The 3,977-nt window shown below is 64.6% G+C and carries 6 protein-coding genes; 5 read left to right on the top strand and 1 reads right to left on the bottom strand.

Annotated elements, in window-relative coordinates; translation table 11 throughout:
* The first annotated feature begins 242 nt into the window (after window positions 1–242).
* From DQP58_RS26995 to DQP58_RS26670, 4 genes are all read left to right on the top strand, one after another.
* Complete coding sequence (locus tag DQP58_RS26995) at window positions 243–542, top strand: hypothetical protein (RefSeq protein WP_205869550.1); 300 nt, start codon at window positions 243–245, stop codon at window positions 540–542.
* A gap of 2 nt (window positions 543–544) precedes the next feature.
* The gene (locus tag DQP58_RS26070; protein WP_240630156.1) at window positions 545–1,465 is read left to right on the top strand and encodes a hypothetical protein; all 921 of its coding nucleotides are present in this window, start codon (window positions 545–547) and stop codon (window positions 1,463–1,465) included.
* Window positions 1,466–1,697: 232 nt separating this feature from the next.
* Complete coding sequence (locus DQP58_RS26060; RefSeq protein ID WP_240630153.1) at window positions 1,698–2,261, top strand: hypothetical protein; 564 nt, start codon at window positions 1,698–1,700, stop codon at window positions 2,259–2,261.
* A gap of 55 nt (window positions 2,262–2,316) precedes the next feature.
* The gene (locus DQP58_RS26670) at window positions 2,317–2,556 is read left to right on the top strand and encodes a hypothetical protein (protein ID WP_133259447.1); all 240 of its coding nucleotides are present in this window, start codon (window positions 2,317–2,319) and stop codon (window positions 2,554–2,556) included.
* Window positions 2,557–2,757: 201 nt separating this feature from the next.
* Here the strand turns inward: DQP58_RS26670 and DQP58_RS26055 are convergent, their stop codons facing one another.
* The gene (locus tag DQP58_RS26055) at window positions 2,758–3,552 is read right to left on the bottom strand and encodes a DUF2470 domain-containing protein (protein WP_112710924.1); all 795 of its coding nucleotides are present in this window, start codon (window positions 3,550–3,552) and stop codon (window positions 2,758–2,760) included.
* Between the two features lie 89 nt (window positions 3,553–3,641).
* Here DQP58_RS26055 and DQP58_RS26050 point away from each other — a divergent pair.
* Window positions 3,642–3,977: prephenate dehydratase domain-containing protein (locus tag DQP58_RS26050; RefSeq protein WP_276310534.1), on the top strand; the 336-nt coding region annotated here is incomplete at its 3' end.

The following is a 3,977-nucleotide window of genomic DNA, read 5'->3' as shown; positions in this document are numbered from 1 at the left end:
CTGCCCGGGCGGCCCGAGCGGTTGCCGACGCTGGAGTGGGCGCTCGCCGTTCACCTGAGTAAACGTACGTGGCCGTCACGGACGTTGGTGACGGCGTGGCGTGGTGACATGAAGAACCTCAAGTGAAGTGCGGCTGCCTAGGAACGCCACGCTGGGCCAGGTGGTATCGCACGGGGGGTGTGGTCGGGGTGGCCGTTCGCGGTGAGTGGCTGGCACCCGAGGTGCTGCCTAAACTTTGGCCCATGCAGCAGAAGTTGCGCGTCGATACCGTTGGTGTGCAGGTGATGGCTGGCCATTGGGGTGTCGCGGTAGACGAACTAACCAAAACGGTGGCGCCTGCAGCGATGGGATTGTCGTGCCAGCTCAGCACGGCGGCGGTCGGCGCAGCTCACGTCGATGTCACAGCGTTCACCGAGGGCCTGGCGGCCCGGGTAGGCGCACATGCCAGCGGCGTCGCACAAGCCGACACGGACTACCTCACCAACGAAGCTGAATCGGCCACCGCGCTTGCCGCGTTGGCTTCGTCGGTGACCAGCGTGTAGCGATGGCGGCGGCCGCGGGGGCTCCCAGTCTGTCGGCGCTGTTGGCATGGCCCACTGACCATCTCACCGAGGCCGCCTCTCATTGGGACGCCGTGAGCGAGAACAGCTATGGGTTGGCCCATCGAGTCTGGCGAGACGCCGCGTCTGTCGATTGGCACGGTGAAGCCGCCCAGGCGTTGCGCGCCGCAACGCACGCAGACCTGCAAACCACCAGCGCGGCAGTCGACCAGTTACAAGCCGCCGCCCGGGTCGCCCGTAGTGGAGTCTCGGATCTGCATGCAGCCCGCTCCCGAGTGCGCTACGCCGTGGAGGACATTCAGGCAGCGGGGTTCGAGGTGGGCGAAGATCTGTCGGTCACCGACTCCATGACTGGCGGTTCTGCCGCCCAACGGGCGGCCAGGCAAGCCGCAGCACAAGCGTTCGCCGCCGACATCCGCCAACGCGCCGCTCACCTGGTGGGCCTGGACGCCCAAGTCGCCGGCAAAATCACCACCGCCATGGCAGGCATCGGTGATACGTTCCCGCGAAACTCCGCCTTTATCCAGCCACCTCAGGGGTTCACTGGTGATGGTGTGCGCGCCGTACCGCTGACCGAGATGCGAGACCCTACCGGCACCGGCGAGGGAGCAAACGGTGTTGGTGAAGTCAGCGGCGGCGGCGCAGGCATGGGCGGCGGAGGCTTCGGCGGTGGCGGCAGTCCCGGCCGAGGGGCCGGCGGCGGAACCCCCGGCGGTGCCCGCCCGGGTGCCGCGGAACCACCGAAAGCAGGCCCGGAACCACCGGCGCAGCCACGTGCGCCTGAAGGACAACCACCGGGTGGTACGCCCTCGGGCCGAGTATTGCCGAGCAAGCCGCCGGAATTGGTAGGGACATCTCCAGTCTTCCTCCGGGAACCAGAGCAGATACCTTGGCTGGCAGCGTGACTAACCTCCACCTCGGTCAGGCACAGGCTGCGGAAGCAACCGATATAGCCGCAAAGGCCGCTTTCGGTGAAACCGGAGGAATCGTTAATGTGCCTGATGGAACGAAGGTGGTACTACCCGCGGACATAACGCGGGGGATCGCAATGACGATACATCCTGACGGATCGGTCACCGTGTTTCGTGGTGACCTTACTCAATTCTTGCGCTATATAGGCAGGTGAATGGATAAGTGGTGCAGACAACATCGATTCCTGCGGTAATTGAATTTGAAGTCTATCTGCTGATGACCATGAAAATTCGAATGGCCATGGCGGGTATGCAATCCCAACTAGAGACTAAATTGGCGGAACACGGGCTTACCCTCGACCAGGCGAGCCAGATCCACAAGCGGGTGGGCGAAGCGCTCAGCGACGATGCCTCTCGTTTTCAGAGCATGCAGCAAGTGCTGGGAATTGCGGGCTCCGAGGCGACATCACTGGGGTATACAAGTGTCTTGTGGCCGGGGTTTGACTTCAAGGCCACAGCTAGCGAAAGCGGACTGCTTAAGACTGCGGGGTATCGGCATACTCGGCGTAGTTCATCTACTGTCGATTCCCCGACTGAGTTGCCCATTTGGAGTGTGGACGTCAACGAGTTCCAAACACATTTCGGAAGCCTAACCCTTCGTGGTAAGTGGCCGCTGTTCGATGAGTTCCTCCCTGCCTACGAGGAGTACGAATTCGGGTGGAAGGGAGAGCGCTACGGCGCGCGATTCATCTGGGGACTCTTTTTGTCGTCTTCGATCTACTGGGACTAAGCTCGCAAGATTCCCTGTCCACTATCACGCTCGATCCCCGACGCAGCGTGGCGAAATGATTGATGCATTTGACGGTGTTGATCGGTTAGGCGGCGGACTGCAGCGGGGGCAAAGCCATCGCCGGGTCGGAAAGGACAGTGGCAGTGGGCATTTCGAAGCTGCGGTTGGACTTTCGACGGTTAATTACGCCGGCGGTGACGACGATCCCGCGGTTGATGCATTCTCAAATGAGTCCGCAATCGCGCAGTGCTTCGAGCTGACAGCAGTCATAAATGATGAAGCCGTTCTGAGATAGTGCGCCGTGCGACCTTCGTGTCGTGCAGGTTATGCGCCGCCACTTCGAAACAGCCGCAGGCGCATCTGGCGGTCTCGCCGACCAGGCCTGGATCGCAGTCATGATCCGGGCGGAATACCGCCCAAATGCTTTTGGCAGCCAGAGTCGATGAACACCGAGATGACGGCGTCGCGATGCTGCGGAACAGCGATGATGAGATAGCTAGCCGCGCGCCCGAAGCCCGTTGATGAAGGGGCAGCCCATCAGCACCCGGATCGCCTGGCTCAGGCCGGTCATGTCGTCGACCGGTTTATGGAACGGCAGCCGGACGTCGTGATCGCGGTCGTCGCCCTCGACGCGGAACCGGACACCGTAGCGGTCCAGGCCCAGGGGCCTGACATGCCCGCGCCGCAGCGGCGCCGGCAGCCGGGACACCAGCCGCGCGAGGACGTCGCTGTGGGCGGTGTCCAGGTGCCACAGCAGGCTGGACTCGAGCGCGCAGAAGGGATCCGGGCGGGCGTCCAGCAGGTCGGCCACGCTGACCGGCTCGGCACCGGTGGCGTCGGTGACCACCACCGAGGCGATCTCGAGCCGCAACAGGGTGTAGCGCGGCTCGACGCCCTCGCCGGGCGTGCAGCGTGGGGTGTCGATGCCCAGCAGGGCGGGATTCGGGCACTCGGCGGCGATCAGGTCGAGCATGTCGAGGATCTCCGTCGGGTGTACCTCTTGGAGGCGACCGCGCACCCACACCAGCGAGCGGACCGGTTCGCGCAGCGGCAGGGGCGCGTAGTCGGTCAGCTCCAGCAGCGCCTGGGACCCCGAGATGGGGCGCACCAATTCCCGTTCCCGCTCGACGGGCAGCGCCAGCGCAACCGATCCGTCGTCCATCAGGTGGTGTAGGGGGGTGGGGACCGGGTCGTCGTGCTCGATGGCCAGCAACGCGCCGCTGGCGCGGACACAGGCGCTGCGGATCCGTTCGGCGGTCGTCGGGGCGGGGCAGCTCAGCGGTAACACCATTCTCATCCTTTGATTAGGTAAGCCTAAGTTAACTTACCCAGGGTGGCGTCGCAAGACTTTTCTGGCTCGCGCGCCGCTAGGGTTGGGACGTGGCCCGCATCGCATACCTCGGTCCGGAGGGGACGTTCACCGAGGCGGCGCTGCGACAGATCAGCGCGGCGGGACACATCCCCGACGAAGGCCCGGCCGGGGTGCAACCCGCGCCCGTCGAAAGCACCTCCGCGGCGCTGGACGCCGTGCGCGACGGCACCGCCGACTACGCCTGCGTCCCGATCGAGAACTCGATCGACGGCTCGGTGACACCGACCCTGGACAGCCTGGCCATTGGCTCACCCCTGCAGGTGTTCGCCGAGACCACGCTGGACATCGCCTTCAGCATCGTCGTCAAAGCCGGCCGCAGCGCCACGGACGTGCGGACGCTGGCG

Source organism: Mycobacterium colombiense, from assembly GCF_003284975.1.
GTDB classification, from domain to species: Bacteria; Actinomycetota; Actinomycetes; order Mycobacteriales; family Mycobacteriaceae; genus Mycobacterium; species Mycobacterium europaeum_A.
The sequence above is the reverse complement of the archived record's forward strand: the minus strand, read 5'-3'. Positions and strand labels throughout refer to the sequence as shown.

What these genes read in the sequence shown, in the direction of transcription:
- DQP58_RS26995 (WP_205869550.1), top strand. Translation starts at nt 243, where the DNA reads ATGCAGCAGAAGTTGCGCGTCGATACCGTTGGTGTGCAGGTGATGGCT.
- DQP58_RS26070 (WP_240630156.1), top strand. Translation starts at nt 545, where the DNA reads ATGGCGGCGGCCGCGGGGGCTCCCAGTCTGTCGGCGCTGTTGGCATGG.
- DQP58_RS26670 (WP_133259447.1), top strand. Translation starts at nt 2,317, where the DNA reads ATGATTGATGCATTTGACGGTGTTGATCGGTTAGGCGGCGGACTGCAG.
- DQP58_RS26055 (WP_112710924.1), bottom strand. Translation starts at nt 3,552, where the DNA reads ATGGTGTTACCGCTGAGCTGCCCCGCCCCGACGACCGCCGAACGGATC.